The 25,168-nt window shown below is 64.3% G+C and carries 26 protein-coding genes; 17 read left to right on the top strand and 9 right to left on the bottom strand.

The genetic code is table 11. The annotated features are described in order from the left end of the window. On the bottom strand, window positions 1-240 hold a 240-nt coding region (locus HP499_RS04285; protein ID WP_172322692.1), incomplete at its 3' end, for an SDR family NAD(P)-dependent oxidoreductase. A 217-nt stretch (window positions 241-457) separates the two neighbouring features. Here HP499_RS04285 and HP499_RS04290 point away from each other — a divergent pair. Further along, window positions 458-1,252 carry a DUF4190 domain-containing protein gene (locus HP499_RS04290; protein ID WP_172322693.1) on the top strand — a complete coding sequence of 265 codons (795 nt, stop codon included), beginning with the start codon at window positions 458-460 and terminating at the stop codon, window positions 1,250-1,252. A gap of 94 nt (window positions 1,253-1,346) precedes the next feature. Here HP499_RS04290 and HP499_RS04295 read toward each other — a convergent pair whose 3' ends face one another. From HP499_RS04295 to HP499_RS04305, 3 genes are read right to left on the bottom strand one after another with little or no spacing between them, the layout of a single operon-like run. Next, complete coding sequence (locus HP499_RS04295) at window positions 1,347-2,846, bottom strand: peptide MFS transporter (RefSeq protein ID WP_216659729.1); 1,500 nt, start codon at window positions 2,844-2,846, stop codon at window positions 1,347-1,349. Between the two features lie 54 nt (window positions 2,847-2,900). Next, a complete protein-coding gene (locus tag HP499_RS04300) occupies window positions 2,901-4,322 on the bottom strand; it encodes an amidase (RefSeq protein WP_172322713.1) in 1,422 nt (473 codons plus the stop codon). Window positions 4,323-4,329: 7 nt separating this feature from the next. Continuing rightward, the gene (locus HP499_RS04305; protein WP_172322695.1) at window positions 4,330-5,073 is read right to left on the bottom strand and encodes a peptidase E; all 744 of its coding nucleotides are present in this window, start codon (window positions 5,071-5,073) and stop codon (window positions 4,330-4,332) included. Window positions 5,074-5,230: 157 nt separating this feature from the next. Between HP499_RS04305 and HP499_RS04310 the strand changes: the two genes are divergently transcribed. From HP499_RS04310 to HP499_RS04320, 3 genes are all read left to right on the top strand, one after another. After that, window positions 5,231-5,557 (top strand): rhodanese-like domain-containing protein, encoded by a 327-nt coding sequence (locus tag HP499_RS04310; RefSeq protein WP_172322696.1) that lies wholly within the window; start codon window positions 5,231-5,233, stop codon window positions 5,555-5,557. Between the two features lie 31 nt (window positions 5,558-5,588). Continuing rightward, window positions 5,589-6,521: a prephenate dehydratase gene (gene pheA / locus HP499_RS04315; protein WP_172322697.1), complete on the top strand. Its 933-nt coding sequence runs from the start codon at window positions 5,589-5,591 to the stop codon at window positions 6,519-6,521. Between the two features lie 105 nt (window positions 6,522-6,626). Continuing rightward, complete coding sequence (locus HP499_RS04320; protein WP_172322698.1) at window positions 6,627-6,857, top strand: hypothetical protein; 231 nt, start codon at window positions 6,627-6,629, stop codon at window positions 6,855-6,857. Here the strand turns inward: HP499_RS04320 and HP499_RS04325 are convergent. Then, window positions 6,854-7,915, bottom strand: a complete 1,062-nt coding sequence (locus tag HP499_RS04325) for a diacylglycerol kinase family protein (RefSeq protein ID WP_172322699.1) — start codon at window positions 7,913-7,915, stop codon at window positions 6,854-6,856. The genes HP499_RS04320 and HP499_RS04325 overlap by 4 nt on opposite strands. Window positions 7,916-8,027: 112 nt before the next feature. Between HP499_RS04325 and serS the strand changes: the two genes are divergently transcribed. The 3 genes from serS to HP499_RS25035 all read left to right on the top strand — a co-directional run bounded on the left by serS (window position 8,028) and on the right by HP499_RS25035 (window position 10,521). Continuing rightward, window positions 8,028-9,308: a serine--tRNA ligase gene (gene serS / locus HP499_RS04330; RefSeq protein WP_172322700.1), complete on the top strand. Its 1,281-nt coding sequence runs from the start codon at window positions 8,028-8,030 to the stop codon at window positions 9,306-9,308. A gap of 164 nt (window positions 9,309-9,472) precedes the next feature. Then, complete coding sequence (locus tag HP499_RS25030) at window positions 9,473-10,108, top strand: hypothetical protein (protein ID WP_253951394.1); 636 nt, start codon at window positions 9,473-9,475, stop codon at window positions 10,106-10,108. Between the two features lie 173 nt (window positions 10,109-10,281). Further along, window positions 10,282-10,521: a hypothetical protein gene (locus tag HP499_RS25035; protein WP_253951395.1), complete on the top strand. Its 240-nt coding sequence runs from the start codon at window positions 10,282-10,284 to the stop codon at window positions 10,519-10,521. A 68-nt stretch (window positions 10,522-10,589) separates the two neighbouring features. Here the strand turns inward: HP499_RS25035 and HP499_RS04340 are convergent, their stop codons facing one another. Beyond that, window positions 10,590-11,330: a class I SAM-dependent methyltransferase gene (locus HP499_RS04340; RefSeq protein ID WP_172322701.1), complete on the bottom strand. Its 741-nt coding sequence runs from the start codon at window positions 11,328-11,330 to the stop codon at window positions 10,590-10,592. A gap of 221 nt (window positions 11,331-11,551) precedes the next feature. Between HP499_RS04340 and helR the strand changes: the two genes are divergently transcribed. Beyond that, a complete protein-coding gene (helR, locus tag HP499_RS04345; protein ID WP_216659730.1) occupies window positions 11,552-13,786 on the top strand; it encodes an RNA polymerase recycling motor ATPase HelR in 2,235 nt (744 codons plus the stop codon). Window positions 13,787-13,844: 58 nt separating this feature from the next. After that, window positions 13,845-14,690, top strand: coding sequence for an HAD family hydrolase (locus tag HP499_RS04350; RefSeq protein ID WP_172322702.1), 846 nt, complete (start codon window positions 13,845-13,847; stop codon window positions 14,688-14,690). Window positions 14,691-14,810: 120 nt separating this feature from the next. On the opposite strand, the gene HP499_RS04355 is transcribed toward HP499_RS04350, so the two are convergent. After that, a complete protein-coding gene (locus HP499_RS04355; protein ID WP_172322703.1) occupies window positions 14,811-15,551 on the bottom strand; it encodes a GAF and ANTAR domain-containing protein in 741 nt (246 codons plus the stop codon). Window positions 15,552-15,692: 141 nt separating this feature from the next. Here HP499_RS04355 and HP499_RS04360 point away from each other — a divergent pair, with 141 nt between their 5' ends. Continuing rightward, a complete protein-coding gene (locus HP499_RS04360) occupies window positions 15,693-16,469 on the top strand; it encodes a sigma-70 family RNA polymerase sigma factor (protein ID WP_172322704.1) in 777 nt (258 codons plus the stop codon). A 6-nt stretch (window positions 16,470-16,475) separates the two neighbouring features. On the opposite strand, the gene HP499_RS04365 is transcribed toward HP499_RS04360, so the two are convergent. Further along, complete coding sequence (locus tag HP499_RS04365) at window positions 16,476-17,438, bottom strand: glycosyltransferase family 9 protein (RefSeq protein WP_172322705.1); 963 nt, start codon at window positions 17,436-17,438, stop codon at window positions 16,476-16,478. Between the two features lie 86 nt (window positions 17,439-17,524). On the opposite strand from HP499_RS04365, the gene HP499_RS04370 reads away from it, so the two are divergent. The 7 genes from HP499_RS04370 to HP499_RS04400 all read left to right on the top strand — a co-directional run bounded on the left by HP499_RS04370 (window position 17,525) and on the right by HP499_RS04400 (window position 24,411). Continuing rightward, window positions 17,525-18,079, top strand: a complete 555-nt coding sequence (locus tag HP499_RS04370) for an HAD-IIIA family hydrolase (protein ID WP_172322706.1) — start codon at window positions 17,525-17,527, stop codon at window positions 18,077-18,079. Then, window positions 18,076-19,164, top strand: coding sequence for a glycosyltransferase family 9 protein (locus HP499_RS04375; RefSeq protein WP_172322707.1), 1,089 nt, complete (start codon window positions 18,076-18,078; stop codon window positions 19,162-19,164). Before HP499_RS04370 ends, HP499_RS04375 begins: the two co-directional genes overlap by 4 nt. Next, complete coding sequence (locus HP499_RS04380; protein WP_172322708.1) at window positions 19,161-20,264, top strand: glycosyltransferase; 1,104 nt, start codon at window positions 19,161-19,163, stop codon at window positions 20,262-20,264. The genes HP499_RS04375 and HP499_RS04380 overlap by 4 nt, the downstream gene beginning before the upstream one ends. Further along, window positions 20,261-21,526, top strand: coding sequence for a glycosyltransferase (locus tag HP499_RS04385; protein ID WP_172322709.1), 1,266 nt, complete (start codon window positions 20,261-20,263; stop codon window positions 21,524-21,526). The genes HP499_RS04380 and HP499_RS04385 overlap by 4 nt, the downstream gene beginning before the upstream one ends. 68 nt (window positions 21,527-21,594) lie before the next feature. Further along, complete coding sequence (locus HP499_RS04390) at window positions 21,595-22,242, top strand: SIS domain-containing protein (protein ID WP_172322715.1); 648 nt, start codon at window positions 21,595-21,597, stop codon at window positions 22,240-22,242. Further along, window positions 22,239-23,684, top strand: coding sequence for a PfkB family carbohydrate kinase (locus HP499_RS04395; protein WP_172322710.1), 1,446 nt, complete (start codon window positions 22,239-22,241; stop codon window positions 23,682-23,684). The genes HP499_RS04390 and HP499_RS04395 overlap by 4 nt, the downstream gene beginning before the upstream one ends. Before the next feature lie 31 nt (window positions 23,685-23,715). Next, a complete protein-coding gene (locus HP499_RS04400; protein WP_172322711.1) occupies window positions 23,716-24,411 on the top strand; it encodes an SDR family oxidoreductase in 696 nt (231 codons plus the stop codon). On the opposite strand, the gene HP499_RS04405 is transcribed toward HP499_RS04400, so the two are convergent. After that, on the bottom strand, window positions 24,377-25,168 hold a 792-nt coding region (locus HP499_RS04405; RefSeq protein ID WP_172322712.1), incomplete at its 5' end, for a glycosyltransferase family 9 protein. The genes HP499_RS04400 and HP499_RS04405 overlap by 35 nt on opposite strands.

Here is a 25,168-nt window from a genome sequence, read left to right on the forward strand (position 1 = left end):
GGTTTCCACGGCGAAGTCGACCGCCTTTTTGCTGTCCTCGGCCACCGCAGTGTTGCCTTGGAACGGAACTGCGGTGCCGCCGTCGGCCGTGATCTCGTTGGCCACCCGGGTGGCGGCGTCGAGGTTCACGTCAGCTACTACAACCTTGACGCCGTTCTTTGCGAGGTCTTTGCTGATCGCTTCCCCGAGCCCTGAACCGCCGCCGGTGACGAGTGCGGTCTTGCCTTCGAAGTTACCCATGATTCCTCCTTCGCGGGAATGATCCCGCCGATTTCCTTGGTGAGCGCTGCTTAAGTCGCTACTTTCATAAACCGAGTCGGACTCGAAAAAATTCCATGCTTTTGCATGAATTCTTTCCGATGGGCTGTTGTGCCCATGTCCACGGTGCGCTTTTCCTTATGCGGGACCCCGGACGGCGGTAGTGTTGGGATCAAAGACCACTTTCAGGGGGATTCCTATGTCAGATCAGCCATCCAAGGGCAACGAAGACAAGCCGGCGGGATACGAACCGCCGCAGTACGTCCCGCCCGCACAGTTCAGCGCGCCCGAGTCGAGCGTTGCAGACCAGGGCGTTGCGGGCCAGGGTGCTGCCAGCCAGAGCGCCGCGGGCCAAGGTGCACCGCATCAGGGCGCGGCAGACCAGGGCGTTGCGGGCCAGGGTGCTGCAGAGCACGGCGCGCCGGGCGAGGGCGCCAACGCCACGCAGCCCCTCCCGCCCTACGAGCAGAGCGCGCACGGGCAGGGCGCATACACGCAGAACGCCCAGGGCCAGGACGACTTCTACACCCAGCCGCAGCCGCCCGCCAGCGCCTACACGCCCGGTGAATACACGCCCGGTGACTACAGCCAGCAGCCGCCGTCACCGTATGGCCAGCCGCCCAGCCCGTACCAGCAGCAGCAGCCCGCTGGACAGCAGCCTTATGGGCAGCAGCCCTATGGCCAGCAGCCTTACGGTCAGCCGCAGTCACCCTACGGCCAGCCCGCGTACTACGCCATGCAGGCGGAGCCCAAGGGCCTGAGCATTGCCAGCATGTGCTGCGGTATCGCCATTTTTGTTGGCTTCGGATTCTTCATCCTCCCGCAGATCGCCGCCGTGATCCTGGGCCACCTCGGCCTCAAGCGCGAGCCCGCCGGCAAGGGCATGGCGATCGCCGGCCTGGTGATGGGGTACATCGGCATTGCATTGACGGTGATCTTCGGCATCATCTTCTTTGCTGCGATCGGTGCCTCAACCAGCAGGTACGACTACTAAGCAAAAACGTACGACGGCGGCCCTTGCCTCTGGTGGGAATCCCACCGGACGCGAGGGTCGCCGTCGTTGGTTAACGTCAGGCGAGGGCGGGCTGCTACCGCACGCCGCCCATCAGCTTCTTGATGGCAGGTGATGCGGCCGCCAGGCCCACGGCCAGCACTACTGCAACGCTTCCGATCCCCAGGAAGTACGGGAGTTCGTCCTCGGGGTTGTAGAGGCCCGCGAGGATTCCGGCCAAGGTGGTGCCGAGTGAGACGGACAGGAAGAACAGCGCCACCATCTGGGTGTGGAAGGCCTGCGGGGCGAGCTTGGTGCTCACGGACAGGCCGATGGGGGAGAGGAACAGTTCCGCCAGGGTGAACATGAACAGGATGCCCACCAGTGCCAGCAGCGGTGTCTTGCCTTCGCCGGCCAGCGGAATGAACGCCAGGAAAGCCAGGCCCATGATGAACAGGCCTGCGGAGAACTTCAGCGGCGAGCTCGGCTGCTTGGAGCCCAGTTTGGTCCACAGGGCGGCCATGACACCGGCGAAGATGATGATGAACACCGGGTTGATGGACTGGACCCAGGCGGCCGGCATTTCCCAGCCGAAGAGGTTGCGGTCCAGCTTCTCCTGCGAATACACAGCGATGAACGTGAACTGCTGCTGGAACAGTGCCCAGAACCCGGCCGATGCGATGAACAGGGGGATGAAGGCGATCACGCGCTTGCGCTCCACGCCGGTGACCAGTGGGCTGCGGAAGATCAGGAACAGGTAGACCACTGCGGCCCCGATGGCCGCGTAGGCCATGCTGCTGGCCAGGTTGTTGGCGTTGACGAGTCCAGTGCCGAGCAGGACGCCAATGACAACCAGGATGGCCAGGAAGATCAGGCCGTACTTGGTGCGGTCCTTCGCCGGAAGGGGGTTGGGAACGCGGTGGGCCTCCTCAGGAAGGCGCTTGCGGCCCAGGGAGTAGATGACCAGGCCGATCGCCATGCCCACGGCCGCGGCGCCGAAGCCCACGTGGAAGCCGTAGCTCGTCTGCAGCCAACCGGTAACCAGCGGGCCAATGAGGCCACCGATGTTGATGCCCATGTAGAAGATGGAGAAGCCGGCATCGCGGCGCTCGTCCTTCTCGCCGTACAAGCTGCCTACCAGGGCAGTGGCGTTGGCCTTCAGCCCGCCCGAGCCGATGCCTACTAACACCAAGCCCGCGATCAGGCCCGGAATGCCCGGCAGGAGTGCCAGCGCAATGTGGCCGGCCATGATCATGATGGCCGAGCCGAACAGGACCTTTTCGGAGCCGAAGAGACGGTCGGCGAGCCATGCGCCGAGGATCGTCGACAGGTAAACGCCACCACCGTACGCGCCCACCAAACCAGCGGCGAGGCCCTGGTCGATGGAAAGACCGCCTTGCTCGGCGGTGAAGTACATGTAGTAGAGCAGGATTCCCTGCATGCCGTAGAAGGAGAATCGCTCCCACATTTCCACGGAGAAGAGGCTGGCCAACATCTTTGGGTGGCCGAAGAATGACGTATCGCCCGCTGGCTTTGCGGACTCAGCCGTGGTTTGAGGTGTGCTCATTTTCTTAATGCTGGCACTGACTGCGGGCATTGTCACATCGATATATGCCCGGGGCAACCACTTTCCATATGCTAGACGCCGATCTCAGCTGCTCTCGAGGGCGGCTGCCAGCTGGAGAAGCGGCAGCTCGGATCCCGGCCTGCCGATCAGCTGGATCCCCATCGGCAGGCCGCCCGGCGTCATGTGTACGGGAATGCTGATGGCCGGCAGTCCGCACACGTTCACCATGGAGGACCACGGCGCATATTGGCATTGCCGTTTGTAATCCTCATCGGCGTCGCCCGCCCACTCGCTCGGCCACGGCTCACCACTGTGTCCTCCCCCGGTAAACCATCCGATCGGCCGCGGTGTCTGCGTCAAAGTGGGCATGAGGATCATGTCCCAGTTCGAGTACTGCGTGATGGTGTCGTGCTCGAACTGCCGCAGGAAACTCAGGGCTTCATTGACTTTCGACGCGCTCCGCTGTTGCGCACGACGCCGGAATGTCCGGGTCAGCGGGGTCAGCAACGCCTCGCGCCGGGGTGCTATCCGGGCACTCCCGACGCCGGCAGTCCAGGCTGTTGTGAACGCTTCGGGATAGCGGTTGTCATAGCGGATTTCGGCTTCACCGACCCTGTGCCCGGCCTTTTCCAGCAGTTTGATCCCCAAAGCCAAGGCGTCCATCGCTTCTTCTTCGATCTGGAACGGGTAAATTCCAGCCCAGGGGCTGTCCAGGCTCAGGCCGATTCTCAGGGGCTTCGGCGCCCGCCCAACATTGGCGAGGTATCCGCCGTCGCGGGCTTGGTCCCGGGGGACCAGCGCGTCCATCAGCAGCGCCGCATCCGCAGCGGTTTTTGCCAGCGGCCCGGCAACAACGAGCTTTGCAGCATCGCCCGCGCCGGCACCCGAGGGCACCACTCCGCGGCCAGGCTTCAATCCCACCAGTCCGCAGGCTCCGGCCGGGATCCGGATGGAGCCGCCGCCGTCGGTTCCGGGCGCAAAGGGAACAAATCCGGCAGCCACCGCAGCAGCGCTTCCGCCCGACGATCCGCCGGAACTGCGTCCCATGGCGTGTGGATTGCGCGACGGCGGTGCGACGCGATTTTCGCTGTAGGCCGTCAGTCCGAATTCCGGAACCTGGGTCTTGCCCAGTGAGATGACACCCCGCATCTTCAGGCCAGCCGCGAGGGCGCCGTCCTCCGGCGCCGCCTTGTGCTCCAGGGCTGCGCTGCCGTGCGTAGTGGGAACACCGGCAACATCGGTGAGGTCCTTGAATGCCGTGGGCATGCCGTGAAGGAGGGGGAGTTCATCCAAGCGTCCCTCCTTCACCAGCGCGGCGTGCAGGCGATCCGCAGCTGCAGCGTCGTCCAGTGCCCGGTCAGCCGTGACGGTGACGAAGGCGCCCAGCTGCTTGTTCCGGGATTCAATGGCCGCGAGGTAATGCCCGGTGGCCTCCCGGGCGGAGACTTCCCCCGAGGCCAGGGCATCGCGCAGCTCAACAGCGGACATTCGCGAAAGGTCACGCATGTAAGGATCAGCCAAGGAAACGCGACTCCAACCGTTCCTCCACAGCAACAGCATCCACGCTCTCGCCCGCCCCGGCGGTCACCCGGAAGGCAGCCTTGTTCTTCACCTCGGACACCACCTCCACAAGTTCGGTGCCCCGGTAAACCAGCCCCACGCCGTCGTCCGTGCAGTGCGTTTCACCCAACGTGCCGTTGGCCACCAGCTGGTGGATTGCCGGTGCGCGCCGCAGTTCCGAGTCATAGTGGACGCCGTTGCCGTAGGGGAGGAAGCCCAAAGCATTGGTGACGGGCTTGAGCTCGGGGCCAAAGGAATCGGTGACACCACCTTGGTACCAGCAGATGGACCCGGCTGAGACCCCGGCAAGCACAACTCCACTTTCCCAGGCCTTCCGGAGAGTGCCGTCCAGTCCGTGGGCACGCCAGACCGCCAGCAGATTCACTACTGAGCCGCCGTGGACCCACACCACATCCTGCTCCAGCAGATGGGCTTCGGGGTCCTCGATGTTGGGCATGGTGAAGAGGTTGAGGTGGCTGAAACTGAACCCTGCAATGCGTGCGGCCTGGTCCATCTCGGCAGCCCACCAGCGCTGGTCACCCGATGCTGTGCCGATATGTGTGACGCGCGGGGCCCGGCCGGTGACACCGGACAGCTCCACGGCGTAATGCATCAAGTGGTTGAACTCGATCCGGGTGCGCTCGCCGGGCTTGTACCCGCCGGACGTCGCCAAAATAGTCGGTTGCCCGGTAGCCATGGGTACTCCTAACGCGCCGGCGGTGGGGGAGAGCTTGGATCCCAGTCTTAGCGTCCGCGCGTCGGGAAGCAAGCGCGGGCCACCTGTGAAGTTACAGCGCCACGCGGCGGGGACTAGGCTGGATGCTGGACTAAATCGATGGGAAGGGACCACCGCCATGAGCGAATTCGATACCGTGCCTGTAGGCGACATTCCGGCCGACGCCAGCATTCTGGACGTCCGCGAAGACTACGAATGGGTGGCCGGCCATGCCGAAGGTGCCCGTCACATCCCGATGGACCAACTGCCGGCACGGCTGGACGAACTCGATCCGGACGACGACCTCTTTGTCATCTGCCGCACCGGAGGCCGTTCCTTCCGCGCCGTGCAGTGGCTGGTGGGCCAGGGCTACTCCGCGGTGAATGTTGCCGGTGGCATGGACATGTGGTTTGAGGCCGGCAAGCCGATGGTTTCGGACAACGGGCTGAAGCCGGTTGTCCTCTAAACCCCTTATATAACCAGCAAGGAATATTCTAATGTCGGCACTGACCTACGCATTCCTCGGCCCCGAGGGCACCTTCACCGAGGCTGCCCTCCTCCAGGTACCGGGTGCTGCCGACGCTACGCGTATTCCGTGCAGCAACGTCAATACGGCGTTGGACCGGGTCCGTTCCGGCGAAGCTGATGCGGCCATGGTCCCCATCGAAAACTCGGTGGAGGGCGGGGTCACTGCCACCCTGGATGCGATCGCCACAGGCCAGGAGCTCCGGATCATCCGTGAGGCCCTGGTTCCCATCACCTTCGTGCTGGTGGCGAGGCCCGGCGTCGAACTTTCCGACGTCAAGCGGATCTCGACGCACGGCCACGCCTGGGCGCAGTGCCGGCTGTGGGTGGATGAGCACGTTCCTGACGCCGACTACGTCCCGGGATCGTCGACGGCGGCATCCGCCATGGGCTTGTTGGACGACGACGCCCCCTATGACGCCGCCATTTGTGCGCCGTTGCTTGCTGCCGAACAACCCGGGCTCAACGTCCTGGCAGAGGACATTGGCGACAACCCCGAGGCTGTCACCCGCTTCATCCTGGTGAGCAAACCCGGTCTCCTTCCGGGCCGCACGGGCGCGGATAAGACCACGGTGGTGGTTCCGCTGCCCGAGGATCACCCCGGAGCGCTCATGGAGATCCTGGACCAGTTCGCTTCCCGCGGGGTAAACCTGAGCCGCATCGAATCCCGGCCAACCGGACAGTACCTGGGCCACTACTTCTTCAGCATCGACGCCGACGGCCATGCCACGGATTCACGGGTAGCCGACGCCCTCGCAGGCCTCCACCGCATCAGCCCGGCCACGCGGTTCCTGGGCTCCTACGCCCGTGCCGACAAACAACCCGCCGTGGTGGCTCCGCACACATCGGATGCTGCTTTTGCCTCCGCGCACGCGTGGGTTGACTCGATCCTGAAGGGCTCCTAGCCACTGTTCACAAGCGGAGCGTCCGCCCTTTCGCAAGGATGCTTCTGTGCGTATGCTTGCTTGATCCATAAACGATGGATGAATGCACCAACGAAAGGAGCGGTCATGTCAGTCCACCGGGATGACAAAGAGGGCCAGGGCATGATCGTCAATCCGAAGCCCACAGGCGAAAACCAGGACGACTGGAATGGCGATGAAGCCGATCGTGCAGACCGGCTCCGCTTTGAAGAAGAACAAGCGATGATCAAGGAGCAAGCCGAGGCACGCGCTGCTGCCAAGGCAGCTACCGAGGAAGCCGACAGGAACGCTGCCCAGCCGGACGTTGGAGCAATCTAGTCCGTCTTGGCTTTCGGCACACGCACCAGCAGGGACCCTGGCTCCACTTGCACCGTGACCGTTGTCGCCTCACCTGAGGGATCGCCGTCGAGCTGTGTAGCCATGGGTTCCTGGCTGCGGATGATGACCTTGCCGGAACGGTAGAAGCTCATCATCGGCAGGTTCGCATTGTGCTTGAACAGGACCTTTGTGTACATGGCGAGCCAACCGAATGCGCTGCGGGGACTCATGACCACAATGTCCAACATGCCGTCGTCGATCATTGCTTGCGGGATGAAGTCGATGCCGCCGGGGATCAATCCACAATTGGCGAACAGTACGCTGCGGATTTTCCTGGCCTGCTCGGGCTGGTCATCCATGGTGATGGTGACGCGTTTTCGCCGGCCGGGAAGGTGGCGGACGCCGGCTTCGGTATAGGCCAGCCAGCCCACGCTTTTCTTGAGGTTGTCCCTGGTATCGCCAACAACCTCGGCGTCCAGGCCCATGCCCGCGATGACCAGGAACGTGTGCTCGGCGGATTCGCCGGTGATGTCATTGTCTATGCCCATGGTGGCGGTATCGATGTAGCGCTGGTGGCCAAACAGGGCAACCTGAATGCAGTCCGCAATGTCAGTGACGTCCAGATCCACGTTGCGCGCCAGCAGATTTCCGGTGCCCAGCGGGATGAGGCCCATCGCAACGTTCTTGTGCGCCAGCGACTCTGCCACAACGCGCACTGTACCGTCGCCGCCGCACGCCAGGACGACGTCGGCCCCGTAGGCCAAAGCCTCGCGCGATTGGCTGTATCCGGGGTCTTCGATGGTGGTTTCGAAGAATTTGGGGGCATCCCATCCGGCGAGGTCGCACGCGTCGATGATGGCCTGCCGGGCGGCGTCCGCGTTGTTCTTCACCGGGTTGAGGATGACGGCAACCCGTTGGTCCCCTCCACCGGGCTTATGGGCGTCCTCCCGAACCGCGCTCCTGATGTGCCGGGCTTTCAATCGGCGCACACCCCACCAACTGGAGACGGCAAACGCCACGCCCCCAGCGAGAATCACGTACAGGATCCAGTCGCTCATGGTGCTCCAACACTATCCTCCTGGGCAGGTCCCTCTTGGCCTCGTGTCCGGGGCGTGCGGGGTTTGCCCGCTTCGGGCCGGAAATCCGCGGCGGATTCGATACTCTTGTCTGGTGATCGACGTAAAAGACCTCAGCGAAAATCCGGACAAGTTCCGTGCCAGCCAGCGCGCCCGTGGTGCCGACGAGTCCGTTGTGGACGCGATCATCTCCGCTGACTCCGATCGCCGTGCCGCGCTGATCCGCCACGAGACGCTCCGTGCAGAGCAGAATGCGTTCGGCAAGAAGGTGGCGCAGGCCAAGGGCGAGGAAAAGCAGGCACTGCTGGCCGAAGTCAAGGAACTGGCCAACTCGGTCAAAGCCGCTGCCGCTGAAGCCTCTGCCGCGCAAGCCAAGCAGGAAGAACTGCTCCGCGTCATCCCCAACCTTGTAGTGGACGGTGTCCCCGAGGGCGGCGAGGACGACTACGTTGTGGTCAAGACAGTTGGTACTCCGCGTGAATTCACGGACTTTGAGCCCAAGGACCACTTGGAAATCGGTGAACTGATCGGCGCGATCGACATGGAACGCGGCGCCAAGGTCTCGGGCTCACGCTTCTACTTCCTCCGTGGCGTTGGCGCCCGCTTGGAAATGGCACTGCTGCAGATGGCCATGGAGCAGGCCATCGACGCCGGGTTCGTCCCCATGATCACCCCCACGTTGGTGCGCCCCGAGACCATGCAGGGCACCGGTTTTGACGTCAAGCACGACGCCGAGATCTACCGTCTCGCTGAAGACGACCTTTACTTGGTGGGAACCTCGGAAGTGGCCCTCGCCGGCTACCACGCAGACGAGATCCTGGATCTCTCTGCCGGTCCCATCCGCTACGCGGGCCAGAGCTCCTGCTACCGCCGTGAGGCCGGTTCGCATGGCAAGGACACCCGCGGCATCATCCGTGTGCACCAGTTCAACAAGGTGGAGATGTTCATCTACACCACGGTTGAAGAAGCAGCCGCTGAGCACGAACGCCTGCTCGCCTGGGAAGAGGAAATGCTGGCCAAGTGCGAGCTTCCGTACCGCGTGATCGACACCGCCGCAGGCGACCTCGGCATGTCCGCAGCCCGCAAGTTCGACTGTGAAGCCTGGGTACCCACCCAGAACGCCTACCGCGAGCTCACCTCGACGTCCAACTGCACCACGTTCCAGGCCCGCCGCCTCAACATCCGCGAACGCGTGATCAATGACGAAGGTATTGCCAAGGGAACCCGCGCCGTGGCCACGCTGAACGGCACGCTGGCCACCACGCGCTGGATCGTTGCCATCCTTGAGCACCACCAGAACCCGGATGGCTCAGTGAACGTTCCGAAGGCACTGCAGAAGTACCTTGGCGGGCTTGAGGTTCTGCCGGTTCTTTAATTCTTTGGCGGATCCCGCCCTCGTTCGCTTCCCCGGCCGTTGTACGGCTCGAGTGGCGGACAGGGGCGGGATTTTCTGTTGCCACTTGTCCTCCACATCCGGGGTTGTGCACATAGGGGTATTCTGCAGCTGAATGATGGCTTGCGCCGGGCCAAGGTGGAGTGATGGACATACCACCTGGTCTCATTGAAACCCCTGCCATTCTTCGCTCCGGGGGCCGGACAGATGCAGTCCACAGCAGCTTCATGGCGGGCAAACTGGTGAGAATTCGCCGCGGCTTCTACGTAGAGACATCCAAGTGGCGGGCGGCTCAGCCGTGGATTCGCTTCGCCTGGACAGTTGCTGCAGCTGCCCGCGCCATTCCAGGCCTTGTCCTCTGCCGTGAAACTGCTGCTTTCGCCATGGGCATACCCATCCTGCGGACCCCGTCCTATGTGGAATGCGTTGCAACGAGTCCAAGTCGCTCGGGACGACGCCGGCCTACGTTGTCCATTGTGAGTGCGGGCATCGACGCCCAGCACGTCCTGACGGATCGAGGCTTCCCCTTGCGGTATCACCTGCATCCTGAGTCCACCCCGGTAAGCCTCGGAGAATTTGTGGGCACGGGACTTCTGCATACGGCCTTGGACGTGGCGTTCTCATCGACGCTAAGCCAGTCCTTGGTGGTGGCAGATGGAGTAGCGCGAGAACTCTGGAAGGGGGAATCCTTGTGCCGGGGTCCAATCTCATGGACATGGACCGGATTGCGGTGGCCGTCCGGGCGCACCCGCATGCTGCTGCCAGGCGCCGAGCAGAACTAGCGTTGTCACTTGCGTCTCCCCTGGCTGAATCTGCGGGAGAGTCCTTCAGTAGGGCAGCCTTTCAGTTTCTTGGCGTGGAACAGCCGGAGCTACAGCATGATTTCAGCGATATAGACGGATTCATTGGCCGAAGTGATTTTTGGTGGCCTGGAAGGGGCGGCGGGAAAGGTGTTGTGGGGGAGTTCGACGGAAAGGCGAAATACACCACCCCGGAACTACGCAACGGCGCCACGGTTGAGGAAGCCGTGTACAACGAGAAGCTGCGGGAGGACCGGATTCGTGCCCTGGGTTTCGGATTCGCGCGCTGGGGATGGGCAGATGTTGAGAACCCGGAGAGGCTGCGCCGGAAGCTGCTCGGTGCCGGACTGCTCCCGGGCGTCCGGACAGGATTGCTGGCGGTGGGCCGTGGATAGCGCTCAAACCCCCATCTGTTCGTCACGCTCCACGTTGTGCGGCGGGTGATTCGAACTAGGGCGGGAATCTAGGCGGGCTTGCGTGCAATCACTATCAGTTCGCCCTCCCCGGCACCCACATCTTCGCCGGACCATCCGCCGTAGATGCGGTCAATGGTGAAGCCGGCAGTCGCCAGATCCTGTCGCAGCTGATCTTCCGTGCGGAATGCGAGGACTGAGATCTCTGGTTCAGGGACGCCGCCGTTGTAGACCCGGTGCTCGGTCAGGGCAACGCGCCCGTCCAATTCCACAGTGCTTTCGGCCCACGCATCCACCATGGATCCGTCGGGAAGAGTGTGCCGGCGCCTTGTCTCTGCCGGAGTCCAGTGCTCCCACGCCCTGGCGGCAGGGTCGCGGGAATCGAAAGCCAAGCTGCCTCCGGGGACTAATGCGCGGTGGACGTCGGCAAGCGTCCGGGACCAGGCGTCGTCGTCGTTTATTGCTTGGGCCACATGCGCCGTCATGATGGCCACATCGAAAGCGTGCGCCACGGGGATCTGCGCCGATGTACCGTCAATCCACGTCACCTCATCAGCCCTTGGTTTCATGCGGGCAGCCGCAAGGGAGTCGGAACTGGGGTCGATGCCAACAACGGAGTGGCCAGCCGCAGCAACTGCGAGGGTCATCCGCCCGGTGCCACAACCAAGATCCAATACCCGGCTGTTCGGCCGCTGATTAACGAAGTCCAGAAAGAAGTCATCATCCGCGGCCCACACATTGCGGGCGTCGTAGAGGGCTGAAAGCTGAGCTCCGGTCATTCCTGAAGGCATCCGACTACCCTAGCCCGCGCCCCTCAAACTCGCTGCTGTTCGGCACGCCCGGCGTTATGCGGCGGGGATTTCGAACAATTGCGGAAAAGGGCACAAAAAAGGAAGGGAATGGTCCCTTCCATACTCAATTTATAACCCACATGGGGGCTTGCGGCAAGGCCCCCTACGTGCCGAACAATTGATCCACGAACCCCGCCAACCAAAGAAAAGGGAGTCGTGTGATGCCCAAAATCAGCCCATCAGAAACCAGTGCCTTCATGTTGCCGGAGCACCTCGCCCGGAAGGCCGATCCGCACCTGATCGGCAACGACGAGCAGCAGTTCGAAGCCATTGAAACCAGCCTCACGGAACAAATTGAGGAGTTGACCGCACGTCTTGATGCCACGCGGAAGCAGCCCGGTGGTCGTGGACAGGCGGCCTTGGACCGGGATCAGGAAATCCACCGGACCACCGGGCGGCTGCGGGCCCTAAAGCGCTTCGGCCTGGACCTTTGCTTGGGCAGGATGGTCACTGCGGAGAATCCGGAACCGGTGTATGTGGGCAGGCTCGGCCTGACCGACAGAGAGGGGCACCGACTCCTGATCGACTGGCGCTCGCCGGCCGCCGAGCCGTTCTTCGGGGCAACCCACGCCAACCCGATGGGCTTGGCAAGTCGCCGCAGGTACAGGTGGACTCGGAGCACGGGAGGGGATAGCCGGATCAGTGATTATTGGGACGAGGTGTTCACTGCCGACGGCCTCGAGGGCAACGCTGCCCTTGATGACCAATCCGCTTTCATCGCCAGTTTGGGCAGCAGCCGCTCGCCTCGCATGCGTGATGTGCTGGGGACCATCCAAGCCGACCAGGACCGGATCATCCGTGCTGGCTCCCGCGGTGCTTTAGTGGTGGACGGCGGGCCCGGAACCGGAAAGACCGTGGTGGCGTTGCACCGGACGGCGTACCTGCTCTATTCGGATCCGCGGTTGAATCACCACGGCAGCCACCAAAAGAGCGAGGTCCTGTTTGTGGGCCCGCATCAGCCCTATCTTGCCTACGTGGCTGACGTCCTTCCGAGCTTGGGTGAGGAGGGAGTGCAGACATGCACGCTGAGGGACCTTGTCCCCGAAGGTGCCACGGCCGTCGTCGAGCCTGATCCCGAAGTGGCCCGGCTGAAGTCGACCGTGGAGATGGTGAAGGCGATTGAGTCCGCCGTGAAGTTCTACGAGGCACCGCCTGAGGAGGGCATGGAGGTGGAAACGCCCTACGCCGATATATGGCTCAGCAGTGAGGACTGGGCCGAGGCGTTTGATGCCGCGGAACCCGGCACCCCGCACAATGAAGCCCGCGATGACGTGTGGGAGGCACTGCTCACCATCCTCGTGGACAAACTGGACGAGCATGACATTCCGGCGAGCCTGCTGCGCCGCGCGCTTACCCACAATGCGGAGTTGAGGACAGCCTTCACCAGGGCGTGGCCCCTCTTGGATTACCCGGCGTTGGTGGCGGACTTATGGCGGGTGCCGGCCTATCTGAGGTTGTGTGCGCCATGGCTGCAGCCCGGTGAAACAGCAACGCTTCAGCGGGACAACCCCGAGGCATGGACGACGGCGGACCTGCCCCTTTTGGACGCAGCCCGCCAACGCTTGGGCGACCCTGAGGCCTCACGACTCAGAGGGGTCCGGAACGCATCGCTTGCGGCCGAGCGCGAGCTTATGGATCGAGTGGTGGAGGACCTGATAGCTGCTGATGACTCCGAAAATCTGGAGATGTACATGTTGCGCGGTGACGACATGCGGGAAAAGCTCGTGAACCAGGAGATGCTGCCTTCCACTGATCCTGACACCCTGGCTGGACCGTTCGCGCACATCGTGGTGGATGAAGCCCAGGAACTGACGGACGCCGAGTGGCGGATGTTGTTGCTGCGGTGCCCCTCGCGGAGTTTCACAGTGGTGGGGGACAGGGCCCAGGCCAGGCGCGGTTTCACGGAATCATGGGAAGAACGGCTGGAACGTGTGGGCCTTGGCACCGTCACCGTTGCCGGTCTCAGCATCAACTACCGCACTCCCGAAGAGGTCATGGCTGCAGCTGAACCGATGATCCGCGAGGCACTCCCGGACGCCAACGTACCTACCTCGGTCCGCAGCAGTGGCATCCCGGTGGTCCACGGTGAAACCAAGCAGCTCAGCACGATTCTGGATGACTGGAACGATCGCAATCCTGAGGGAATCGCCTGTGTCATTAGCAGCCCGGACGCGATAGCCGGGACTCAACGGGACCGCGTCAGCTGGCTCACCCCTGAGCTGGCAAAGGGCCTGGAGTACGACCTCGTGGTCCTCCTCGATCCGGAAACGTTTGGCCAGGGCATTGAGGGTGCCGTGGACCGCTACGTGGCCATGACGCGGGCCACCCGGCAGCTGGTGATCCTCAGGAGCGGCAAGGAGCCGGCCAGTGACGATTCACTATTCACCGTCCGTTAATCCACAGCTGTGGTGCCGGTCCTAGTTCAGTGTCGGAGGTATCTGCTCTACTGTAAGCATGACTATTTTGACTGATACTCCAGTTGCTGGCATCGATGACCAGCCAAATAACAACAACAATCTCATGGTCGCTTTGGACGTTGACGGCACCTTGGTTGACCACGACGGCCACATGTCGCCGGCTGTCCGCTCAGCTGCGCAGGCAGTGGTTGCCAGCGGCCACGACGTCATGATCGCCACGGGCCGCTCACTCAATGCGACGCTGCCCATCATTGAGCAGATCGGCCTTGAGCGAGGCTATGCGGTGTGCTGCAACGGCGGCGTCACCCTTCGCCTGGATCCCTCCTTGGATAAGGGTTACGAGATCATCCACAAGGCAACGTTCGATCCCGCTCCGGCGCTGAGGGCACTGCGCGAACGGCTGCCCAACGCCAAGTACGCGCTGGAGGACGAGGACGGCAACTTCCTCTCCACCGAGCGTTTCCAGGATGCAAGTTTCGGCGTGGAGTCCATCGGCGTCGATTTCCAAACCATGTTGGATGCCACCGCTGTCCGGGTGGTGGTCTTCAGCAGCGAGAACACCTCGGATGAATTCAACGAGGCCATCAAGCACATCGGATTGTCCGGCGTGACGTACTCGGTGGGCTGGACGGCTTGGCTGGACATTGCCGCTGAGGGCGTCACCAAGGCCAGCGCCCTGGAAGCACTGCGCCGGAAGCTTGGCACGGACCAGGCCAACACAGTAGCCGTGGGCGATGGCCGCAATGACATCGAGATGCTCACCTGGGCCGGTCGGGGCGTCGCCATGGGCCAGGCTCCCGATGAGGTCATCGCCGTTGCGGACGAGGTCACCGCGTCAGTGCTCGACGACGGCGCGGCGCACGTTCTGCGCAGCCTGCTGTAACTGCCGCGGGACTCAGCCCCAGCCTGCCTGGACTGGGGCTGTGTTCTACCAAGAGTGCCCCGCGCCGCCCGGATTGCAGCCATTGTCGGTGCCATGCAGGGCTAGCGCCGGTCGCTGCGCCTACTTGAACACCGTTTGGACCGGACCTCCGCCTGCCGACTCAACAATGGCCTGGGCAACCACCCTGAGCTTGACGTTCCGGTTGCTGGAGGCTTTTTTGATGAGCTCGATTGCCTCCTCCTGGGTGCAGCGGTTTTGGGCAATGATGATGCCGGTGGCAATGTCGATCACCGTCCGCGATTCCATGGCTGCCCGGAGGTTGTTGGCGGTCTGGCTGTGCTCGGCGATCAGCACCGCCAGGCGCAGGCCCTTGGATGCCTGTTGTACGTAGTCGGTGGCTCGTTGCACGGCAGCTTGGTCGAACGCGTTGGGGTGTTCGGAGTAGAGGTTGAGTCCGGCCCTGGCAGCGTCATCGCTGAGGGGGAACGGTACTGCAAGGACTGACCGGATGCCGTGTTCGGTGACGATCTTGTTGTACTCCGGCCAGGTGTTGTCCTTGGCGAAATCCGGAATGTGAACCTGTGTCACTTCGCGGCAGGCGCGAAGGCAGGGCCCGTCGGCGAAGTTGTACTGCAATTCGTCCAGCATCCGGGCCCGCTCGCCGCTGCTTGCCACGGTCCCGGCAGAACGACGCCGCATCAAGGTGATACCGCAGTACACCTCGTTCCCGGGGGTGCTGAATATGCCGGCTGAGTGCCTGGCCAGCTCCTCCAGGAACGCTTCAACGTCAGGGGTATCGAGCAGCAGGTCCTGGATATCGGCCACGACTGTTGTCGGCTCGGCGAGCTGCGGGTCTTCCATGGGGAACTCCGATCCCTGATTGTGGCTACCTTTCGAGACTAACCCCGGGGACCCGTTGAAAGCTAATAGTAAGTGTGCTTCTCTTTTTAAGGAGTCTTGCCGTGGGCTCACCCTCACCAGCTGGTTAAGGATTGAAGCCCCATGCGTCAAACCCGACCCCTCACAGTCCACACCAGGACCCCTGCCTGCAAACCGGAAGGCAGCATCCGGCAGAGTTTCCAGGACAGCCTGGTCCTTGACCACCTAAATTTGGCGAAGTCCATTGCCGCCAGATACTCCGCCCATACCCACGATCTGGACGACGTCAGGCAGGTTGCGTTCATGGGCCTCATCAAGGCCTCGCGTGGCTACGACGAGTCCAAAGGCGTCAGCTTCCCTGCCTACGCCGCCCCCACCATCGCAGGGGAAGTCAAGCGCTACCTCCGTGATCACTGCTGGGTTGTCCGTCCGCCGCGCACCATCCAGGACGTCCGCCGCCAGGTGTTGGCCCGGACGGAGGAAATGACCCAGACGCTGCAACGTACGCCCTCTCCGGAGGAGGTGGCCGAGGATCTGAACCTGGAACCATGCCAGGTACGTGAAGCGCTCATGGCCGGGACCAGCAAGCGCCCCGATTCCCTGGACGCGCCCGCGTCCGAAGGCCGCGACGGACTGCAAGGCTCGCTGTCGGCATTCGGCTGCCCCACGGACCGGCTCGAAGACGTGTTGGCCCTGCGCAACGCCATCCGCGGCCTGAGTGCCGAGGACCGGCACTTGCTGTACCGGCGCTATTACCGCGAGGAAACGCAGTCCACCATCGCAGAGGCCCTGGGCATGTCCCAGATGCAGGTATCCCGCAAGCTCTCCAAAATCCTTGTTTCCCTCCAGACCCAACTGTTGGACGAAGAAGCCCACCTGAAGGACGGGACAGCTCCATAAGGTGCACTAGACAGCGAGCCGCTCCACTGCGTCCAGAACGTCGCGGACGCTCACGGCCAAAAGCGCCGGATCGGGATCGGCGGAGAACACATCACCGCGGCGGAGCTCGACGGCGGTGAGCACCACGTGCGGTCCGGGCGGCGGTCCCCACTCTTCCGCGGGGGCAGGACCGAACAGGACAACGGACGGGCGTTCATACGCGGATGCCAGATGAGCCGCGCCGGTGTCGGCTGAGATCACCAGGCGAGCTTCGGCGATAGTAGCCGCAAACTCTGCGAGCCCTTGCCGCCCGGCCAGGAGGCCGTCGTCGAGGTTTGCTCCTTTGAGCTTTGCCAAGGCAGCCGTCTCCTCGGCACGGGCACGCTCCGAAGTGCCGCCCGTAAGAACCACCTGGTGCCCGGCGGCAGCGAGCTCCACCGCAACGTCCGCGAAGCGCTCCACCGGCCAGAGCCTGCTGCCATACGCGGCACCCACATGGATCACGGTGGCTCCGGGACGCGGCGACGGGACGGCGGGACGGTTCAGCCGGTAATCCAAGGGATCAGCGTCGATTCCGTGCCAGTTGAGCAGCCTGGTCCAGCGCTCGCGTTCTGGAATGCCGGTGGTCCACTCCGGGCCGTCAGTGCCGGCGGAAGCATGCGCCACTACCCGGTTGGCCTGCAATTCCTCAATCCGCAAACGGCTCTCAGCGCCGTTCCCGTGGAGGTTGACTGCGACATCCACCGCGCCCCGGGGCACCGTCAAAGGGTCATCGAGACCGGGCGTAGGCAGGTGGTGAATGCCGCCCACAAGCTCCAAGGCCTCGGCGATCCAGGCCGGGGCGGCATACAGGATCCTGTGCTCGGGGAACGCCCGGCGCAATCCGCGGAGCGCCGGAACCGCGACCAGGAGGTCGCCGAGTTTCAAAGCGCGCAGGGCAAGCAGCAGGGGTTGATCGTTGCTCTGGTGACTGTTCGATGCTGTGTCCATAGTGGCCTCCCGGTAGGAGTCTAGCTGCACGAAACTTCTCACGGCCGCACTGTTTAGCGTCCGGAGAACTGGGGAACGTTGCGAGTATGGGAGGAACCGGAACGTTGAAGGCGGTCCTGTTTGACCGCGATGGAACACTCGTTGTTGACGTGCCATACAACGGCGATCCGCAGCTGGTGCGGCCCATGGACGGTGCCCTGTCCGCCCTCGAAAAAGTACGCCGGGCGGGACTGGCCACCGGTGTGGTGACCAACCAGTCGGGCGTGGCGCGTGGGCTGTTGACGCTGGACCAGGTCATGGCAGTGAATCAGCGCGTAGAGCAGCTGCTGGGTCCGTTTGACCTGTGGGAAATCTGCCCGCATGGACCCGCGGACGGCTGCGGCTGCCGCAAACCCGCTCCCGGCATGATTCTGGGAGCGTGCAGCACGTTGGGGATCGCCCCTGAGGAAACTGCGTTCATTGGGGACATCGGTGCTGACATGGAGGCGGCAGCAGCGGCGGGTGCGAGGGCCGTCCTGGTGCCCACCTCAGTGACCCGGCAGGAGGAAATCGAGGCCGCCGGCTTTGTTGCGGAGAACCTGGGGCAAGCTGTGGAGCTCATACTTTCCGGAGCGCTGGAAGAACAGGACGCCCCTGTATGAGCCGCGTCCTGGTAGCCCGCTTGGACAGCATGGGCGATGTACTCCTTTCAGGGCCTGCCCTGCGCGCCGTCGCCAACGGAAGCAGGCCCGACGGCAGCCGACCCAACGATGTGGTCCTGCTCTGCGGCCCGGAGGGTGCCGGCGCCGCTGAAATGCTGCCCGGAGTAACCCAGGTGCACACGTGGGCATGCCCGTGGATTGTGAACCCCGCACCTCCGGTCACCGAAGAAATGACCAGCGGCCTGATTGAATTCGTCCGCAGTTCCCGGATTCAGGAAGCGGTCATTCTGACGTCCTTCCACCAGTCGCCGCTTCCGTTGGCCATGCTCCTGCGCCTGGCCGGCGTCAAAAAGATCACCGGAGCGTCAACGGACTACGCCGGCTCGCTCCTGGACGTCCGGCTCAAACCGGGCGAAGACTTCCCGGAAGATCAGCCTGAAGTGGTGCGGGCGCTCACCATTGCAGAGGCCGGCGGCTACGTGCTGCCGAACGGTGACGACGGCAAGCTGCGCATCACTTCCGGCCCGGACCCTGAAGGGGTGGCCGACGAGTTGGCTGATGAAGGACCGTACATCGTGGTCCACCCGGGAGCAGCCGCCCCTGCCAGGGCCTGGCCCGCACTCCACCACGCGGCAACCGTGGAGCTGCTTGAAGCATACGGACACCGGGTGGTGGTCACAGGCGGCCCCGGGGAAACATCACTCACGGCAACGGTAGCCGGCCCATCCGCCAGGAACCTCGGCGGAGGAACCAACCTCCGGACGCTGGCAGCGGTACTGGCCGGAGCCGCCGTCGTGGTGACCGGCAACACCGGCCCCGCCCACCTGGCGGCCGCGGTGGGCACGCCGGTGGTTTGCCTGTTCGCCCCGGTGGTTCCTGCCATCCGATGGGCGCCCTACGGCGTCCCGCTGGAACTCCTGGGAGACCAGGAAGCGGCCTGCAAGAACACCCGTGCCCGGGTATGTCCCGTCCCCGGGCACCCCTGTCTGAGCTCGGTAACCCCGGAGCAGGTTGTCGAGGCTGTTGAAAGGCTCTTGGGAGGCGTCTCCTCCCTGTCCACTCGACGAAAGGTTTGGAAACCATGAGGATCCTGGTGTGGCACGTCCACGGCGGATGGATGGAGGCATTTGTTCGCGGCCAGCATGAGTACTTGCTTCCGAAATCGTCCGACGGCGGCGCATGGGGTTTGGGGCGGGGCGGCCGAGACTGGCCTGCCGCTGCCCGGGAAGTGGACCTGGACACGTTGGACCCTGCGAGCGTTGACGCCGTGGTCCTGCAGCGGCCCGAGGAGATCGCAGCGGTGGCGCGGACACTCGGCCGCCGCCCGGGAATTGACCTCCCCGCGGTGTACCTCGAACACAACACTCCCAAAGGCGACGTCCCTTTCACGCTCCACCCGCTGGCAGACCAGAGCAGCATTCCGGTGGTGCACGTGACCCATTTCAACCAGCTCTTCTGGGATACCGGCACGGCAACCACCACGGTGATAGAGCACGGCATTCCGGACCCGGGACACCTGTACACCGGTGAACGGGAAGAAATGGGCGTGGTGGTCAACGAACCTGTCCGCCGTGGCCGCGTCACAGGCACGGACCTGCTCCCGGGCTTTGCCGGGGTGGGGCCATTGCGGGTTTTCGGCATGGGTACGGAGGCGTTGCCGGAAGCACTGAACCTCAAAGGGTTCGGGCTCAGCGAGGAACGGCTCCGGATCGCCGGTGACGTCCCCGCCCCGAAACTCCACCACGAACTGGCCCACTGCCGCCTGTACCTCCACCCGCTCCGCTGGACCTCTCTGGGGTTGGCCTTGCTCGAAGCCATGCACCTTGGCATGCCCGTCCTGGCGTTGGCCACCACCGAGGCGGGCCGCGCCATTCCACACGGTGCAGGCTTGGTCTCCAACGACGTCGACGACCTCCAGAAGTTCGCCCGGCGGCTGCTGGATGATCCCGACGACGCCTACGCCATGGGCATGATCGCCCGCGAGTCCGCACTGCAGCGCTACGGGCTGAACAAGTTTCTGAGGGCCTGGGACGAACTCCTGGCCGAACTCCCCAAGGGCACGCGCCGGGGAAGCCGTCCGCAATCCGGTACAGCTTTCACCAGCCATGACACGGACCCCAGCCATGACACTGACGCCCGCCATGACCCCGACGCCCGCCACCACACAGAGAGGACGCACCCATGAAAATCTCCATGGTCTCCGAACACGCCAGTCCGCTGGCCGCCCTGGGAGGCGTTGACGCCGGAGGGCAGAACGTTCATGTGGCGGCGCTTTCATCTGCGTTGGCAGATCGCGGCCATCAAGTCACGGTATACACGCGGCGTGATGACCCTGAGCTACCAAAGCGGGTGAACGTGGGTGCGGGGCTCACGGTGGTTCACGTGGATGCCGGTCCGGCCCGCCACATCCCCAAAGACGATCTCCTGCCGTACATGGGAGAGCTGGCAGATGGCATCTGCGCGGACTGGGCGGACGAGCTCCCGGACGTGGTGCACGCACATTTCTGGATGTCCGGCCTCGCTGCCATCCAGGCGTCCCGGCGGGCAGGCGCGGCTGATCCTGTTCCCGTGGTGCAGACATTCCATGCGCTGGGATCCGTAAAACGCAGGCACCAGGGCGCCGCTGACACCAGCCCGCCCGCCAGGGAATGGCTGGAGCCGTGGGTGGGCCGCACTGCCGATTGGGTCATCGCCACCTGCCCGGACGAAGTCTTTGAACTCAAGGCCCTGGGCATCAGCCGGTCCAAAATCTCCATTGCGCCCTGCGGCGTGGACCTCACGCTGTTTCCGGGAACGTCCGACGCCGAGCCCAGGACACGCACGCATCGGATCCTGAGCGTGGGACGCCTCGTGCAACGAAAGGGCGTGGACCTGATCATCCAGGCCCTGCCGCTTCTGGCGGAGGCGGGCTTCAACGACGTCGAGCTCTTGATCGTTGGCGGTTCCGGCGATGCCCTCAACCTCGAAGAAGACCCCGAAGCGCAGCGACTCAGGGCCATGGCCAAGGAACTCGGCGTCGAGGACAAAGTGACCATGCGCGGGCAGGTGCCCAGGGATGCGATGCCGGGTATCTTCCGCAGCGCGGATGCTGTGGTGTGCACGCCTTGGTATGAGCCGTTCGGCATCGTGCCCCTTGAGGCCATGGCATGCGGTGTCCCTGTAGTGGCCGCAGCCGTGGGCGGGCTTCGCGAGACGGTGGTTGACCAGAAAACAGGGCTGCACGTCCCGCCGCGTGATCCCGAAGCGCTCGCCGAGGCACTCGGGAAGCTGCTGGGAGACCCGGAACTCCGGGCCGACATGGGCCGCGCCGGTGCGCGTCGGGCCCGCTCCCGCTACTCCTGGGAACGGATCGCAGCAGACACCGAGAAAGCCTACCGCTCCGTACTGGCCGCCGGGTTGTCCCGGCAGCCCGAACGCTTGGAACCATTGGAAGGAACGGCACTGTGAACATCAACGGCACTGTGAACATCCAAACCACCACCAAGACCCCCGCCTCTACCACTGTTCCGGACACCGTGCCCAGCCGGTGGGCTCCCAACTTCACCGACACAACCCACACCGACGAGGTCACCAAACACCTGGACAACGTCCTTCCGGCGTTGGATTCACTGCGCTCGCAGTCCGGCCGTTTATCTGAGTGGGGCACCGAACTGGCCAAGCGGCTGCTGTCCGGGCAACGCCTGCTGGCAGCGGGTAACGGCGGTTCAGCGGCCGAGGCGCAGCACTTCACAGCCGAGCTGGTGGGGAGGTTCGACGAGGAACGCGCACCGTTCTCCGCCATCTCGCTCCACGCAGAATCCTCAGCCGTGACCGCACTCTCCAACGACTACGGCTATGAGGAAGTCTTCGCCCGCCAAGTCAGGGCACACGGACGTTCAGGTGACGTCCTCATTCTTCTGTCCACCAGCGGCCGCAGCCCCAACCTCCTCAAGGCCGCCCGTGCAGCCAAGGAACGCGGCATCACCACGTGGGCACTCACCGGCGCCGCCCCCAATCCGCTGGCCGACGCCTGCGATCAAGCCATCACCGTTGACGCCATCTCCGCAAACGCCCAGGAAGGCCACCTCATCGCCATCCACGCAGTGTGCCGGGCCTTCGACGCCGAGGTCGCCAGGCGCGCGGGATCATACGGCGCAGCTTCCTCCGGAGGGGGTCAACCATGAGGATCACGGTGGTAGGTGATGTGCTTCTGGACGTCGATATCAACGGGGCCGCCACACGGCTCAGCCCCGACGCGCCGGTGCCGGTTGTGGACGTCGCCGATATCCGGCGTCGTGCAGGAGGTGCCGGACTGGTAGCCACCGTGCTCGCGCAGGACGGTCACGACGTCGCGCTGGTCACCGCGGTATCGGACGACGACGGCGCCAGCCACCTGCGGCGCGCATTGGCCGGTGTGTCGGTGCTGGCCGGAGCCCCGCTTGCCCCGACGCCCACCAAAACCCGTGTGCGGATCGGGACGCACCCGATGGTCCGGTTCGATGAAGGATGCGCCCCGGCTCCTGTCCCGGCCAGTACCGGGGAGATGCTCGCTGCGATTGCAGCGGCGGACACCATTGTTGTGGCTGACTACGGACGGGGAATCACCGCCAACACCGACATCCGCGCTGCGCTGGCCAGCGCGGCCCGGCGCGTCCCGGTGGTGTGGGATCCGCATCCTGCCGGTTCCGTGCCCGTGGAAGGGGTCGCCGTCGTGACGCCCAACCTTGCCGAGGCGCTGGCCTCCGCGAAGGCCGATGGCTTGGAACCGTCCCGCACAGGTGCCGAAGAAGCCGGCCGTTACCTGCTCGAGAAGTGGGGAAGCGGTGCAGTTCTGGTCACGAGGGGCGAAGACGGGGCGCTGCTGCTCTCAGCCGGTGCAGCGTCCCAGGGCATTCCCGCACCCAAGACCAACGTCAGTGATCCCTGCGGAGCCGGCGACCGACTGGCTGGAAGCCTTGCCGTGCACCTTGGGCGCGGATTGGACCTCGCGCAGGCGGCCGCCAAAGCGGTGGAGGACGCATCAGCCTTCCTCGCTGCGGGTGGAGCGGCCGCGCTGGCGGTGGTGACCGAAGCGGCCGAGGCGAGCCCCGCGGCTGAGGCGAGCCCCGCGGCTGAGGCGGGTCCCGTCGTCGAACTCAAGGGCCTGGAACTCGTTGACCCCGGCGACCTTCGCCCCGAAGGCGTCCACCTGGCGCAGGCCGTCCGGAGCAGGGGAGGCACGGTGGTGGCAACCGGCGGTTGCTTCGACCTCCTCCACGCCGGCCACGCCAGGACGTTGGCTGCCGCGCGCAGCATGGGTGATTGCCTCATCGTGTGCCTGAATTCCGACGAATCGGTCAGGCGGCTCAAGGGCGTACACCGGCCGATCGTCAGCGTGGAGGATCGCGCGGAATTGCTGCTGGCACTCGAATGCGTGGACGCCGTAGTGGTGTTCGGCGAGGACACTCCCGAAGCCTGCCTCACCGAAATACAGCCCGACATCTGGGTCAAGGGTGGCGACTACACCCCCGAAGAATTGCCGGAAGCCCGCCTGGTGGCGGGTTGGGGAGGGCGCTGCGTCACCGTGCCCTTCCACCCGGCACGCTCCACCAGCGGCCTGGCTGCAGCATTGGCCAAGGTCAGCTGAAAACAAGCACCGATCAACCGAGAGGAACCGCATGAACACGCAAACACCCGGCCGCGTTATTGTCACTGGAGGCGGCTCCGGCCTTGGCGCTGCGATCGTGGAAGCCATCCGCGACGCCGGCGGCACACCCTTCGTTTTCGACCGTGACGTCAGCAACGTCGCCGGCGCCAAAGCCCTGGAAGTGGATGTCTCCAACCGTGAAGCCGTTGAAGCTGCCGTCAAAGAAGCCGCCGAAACCCTTGGCGGCCTGGACGGGGTGGTGACCGCTGCGGGCATCGATCGCTGCGGCAAGCTGGGTGATGTCCCGGCGGAAGAATGGGAAAAGGTCATCGGAGTGAACCTCCTTGGCACGGTCTCCGTGGTCCGGGCGGCACTGCCCTACCTCAAGGAATCCCGGGGACGGGCCATCACCATTGCCTCCACGCTCGGTCTCCGGGCACTGCCGGATGCCACGGCGTACTGCGCCTCAAAGTTCGGCGTCATCGGCTTCAGCCGCGCACTTGCGGCGGAAACCGGCGGCGTCATCGGCGTGACCACCATCATCCCGGGCGGCATGAAGACCCACTTCTTTGACGACCGTGATGAGCAGTACAAGCCGCAGGACGATTCCAAGCTCAACGACCCCGCCAACGTGGCGCAGGCCGTGGTGTTCGCGCTCTCGCAGCCGTTCGGCAGCGAGGTTCGTGAACTCCTTATTTGCCCCGCAGAAGAAGGCTCGTGGCCGTAAGGTCCAGCACGTCCTGAACAACGTCGGCCACGGCGATGCCGCTCACCACGGTGTCGTCGTGGCCGCAGTGCGGTGCCGTCCAGCCAACCTGGGTGATGTCTATTCCACAGCGCGGGCACCGGGTCACCCAGGACATATGGATGCGGTGCATGCTCCGGCCGCGGGGTCCGGCGTTGAACACGTTCCCCACCCAGAAGATGCCCACCGTGGGCGTTCCCATTGCTTGGGCGAGGTGCCGGGGTCCGCTGTCGCTGGCGAGCATCACTGTCGCATCGGCCAAGAGGGCAGCCAAGTCCCCGATGTCCAGCTCTCCGGCCACCGAGCTCACGGCGTTCTGCTCTGCTGCCGGCAACTGGCGGACCGCCAGTTCCGCCACTTCCTGCGCCAGCGCCTTCTCTGACCGGTCGCCCACGATCAAGACTTGGGCCCCCTCCCGCGCTAATCCCGCCGCAGCCCCGGCAAAGTTCGACGCCGGCCATCGCCTCCGCGGATCAGTGGCACCCGGGTGAACCACCACCAGTGAGCTCCGCCGGGGGTCCCTTAGCCCCGCAATGTTCTTCTGGTGCTCCGGCCGGGGAAGCAGGGGAGGGGAAATGATGGTGGGAGCTCCGGCCAGGCCAGCGACTTCCAACCAGCGGTCCGGTTCGTTCTGGTAGTAGATGTAGTCAAGGTTCCGTTCCAAAGGCACCGCGTCCCTGGTCCGTGTGCCCACAGTGTGCCGGGCGCCCAAGCGAAGCAGGAACGGATTCGAGAAGCG

The sequence above is a fragment of the Paenarthrobacter sp. CM16 genome (assembly GCF_013179505.1).
Lineage (GTDB): Bacteria > Actinomycetota > Actinomycetes > Actinomycetales > Micrococcaceae > Arthrobacter.